Annotated in this window: 1 protein-coding gene; it reads left to right on the top strand. The window is 52.6% G+C overall.

The genetic code is table 11. From position 1 onward, the window contains the following. Window positions 1-208: 208 nt before the first annotated feature. Window positions 209-1,021, top strand: a complete 813-nt coding sequence (locus VJ464_20055) for an HNH endonuclease (GenBank protein ID HKQ07430.1) — start codon at window positions 209-211, stop codon at window positions 1,019-1,021. Window positions 1,022-1,439 lie beyond the last annotated feature (418 nt).

Genomic DNA, 1,439 nt, shown 5'->3' with positions numbered 1-1,439 from the left:
AGCGCGTTGAAATGGATGAGTCGAGATAGAGAGCGAGAGCCATCCGAGAGTGGCCTAACAACGACATGCACCGGAGCGCGCGAAGCGCAACTCTTATCATTCCCGCTATGCCGTTCGCGCGCCCGGTGATGTGTGTTCGTTATGTGCCTAATGAACCGAATCCATCCCTAATGTACCTTAACGGAAACTCAAGACGAAGGAAGCGCTAATGCCATACACACCATTTCAATGCATCTTTTGCAAAGCGACGACGGTGAGTTTTACGTCCAACGAACATATTGTTCCCGAATCTCTCGGAAACACTGAACACATATTGCCGCCAGGCGTGGTTTGCGATGGTTGCAACAACTACTTCGCACGAAAGATCGAAGGCCCCATTCTGGGTTCCGACTTATTGATGCAGGCTCGCCATCGCAACGGAATCCCCAGCAAGCGAAAACGTGTACCTTTTCAAAGCATGCTATCGTTTCCGGATGCACTACCATTGGAAATGGGAATCGCACGCGATGGCTCATGGTACTTGTCGGCGGCTGACGAATCCGACAACGACCAATTTATTAAACATCTGCTCAATTTTGATCGATTGACAGCGGTGTTCCCAGTTGCGGAGAAACCAGAGCGACGACTGTTCTCCCGGTTTCTTTTGGTGATGGGGATTGAATACCTTGCGCATCGAATGCTTTCCGTGAACGATGGAATCTTAACGGACCACATAAACAACTCTGCACTTGACGAAGCAAGGCGGTACTCACGATTTAACGAGGGAGGTGTGGATTGGCCATTTCACGAATGTCAAATCTATCCTGAAGGAAAATGGTTTCTCGATGAGGAAACCGGTTTGCCCTATGACATTCCACATGAATTCACGCTGCTTTACACTCCACAGCAGGAAATGTATTTTGTGATTGCTATATTTGGTATACAGTACACAATCAATTTAGGCGGTCCAGAAATTGAAGGGTTTTGCGATTGGCTCGTAGCCAATGATAATGCAAGCCCGCTCTACCTAACCGGCACATAACAATGCGTTGCACCGGAGCCGCCGAAGCAAGGTTCTTATCATTCCTGTGAGGCCGTTCGGCGGCCCGGTAAACGCAGGCGTTGGGCGCCTTCCCCGCCGTCGCTGACGAGCGTAGTCGTGCCGTTTGGCGGATGGCCTGAGTTGCCTTCAATGGGCTTTGATGCACGGCTCATCCCTGGTGTCAGTCACCAGGCGCAGCGGCGAGTTCGACGACAACCAGCAGCCAATGGCTGACGGGAGGCAGTCCCTGATCTGGCAGCGGATGGCAGCCGAAAGACTTGCTGCGGTGCAAAGCGAGAGGTGGCGACAACGACAATGGCCAGGGCGCCAGCGGCAGGCGAGGTGAGCAAGCGCACAAGTCACGAGACGAACAGGAGCAGAGGCAACAAAGGGCGTGCAGCGGCGCTGTTTGGAATGG

Source organism: Blastocatellia bacterium (assembly GCA_035275065.1).
In the GTDB taxonomy this organism is placed as follows: Bacteria; Acidobacteriota; Blastocatellia; order UBA7656; family UBA7656; genus DATENM01.
Note: the sequence above shows the minus strand (reverse complement) of the source record. Positions and strands in the feature narration are given on the sequence as shown.

Excerpts from the sequence above, each read along its gene's own strand:
- VJ464_20055 (HKQ07430.1), top strand. The coding sequence starts at position 209 with ATGCCATACACACCATTTCAATGCATCTTTTGCAAAGCGACGACGGTG.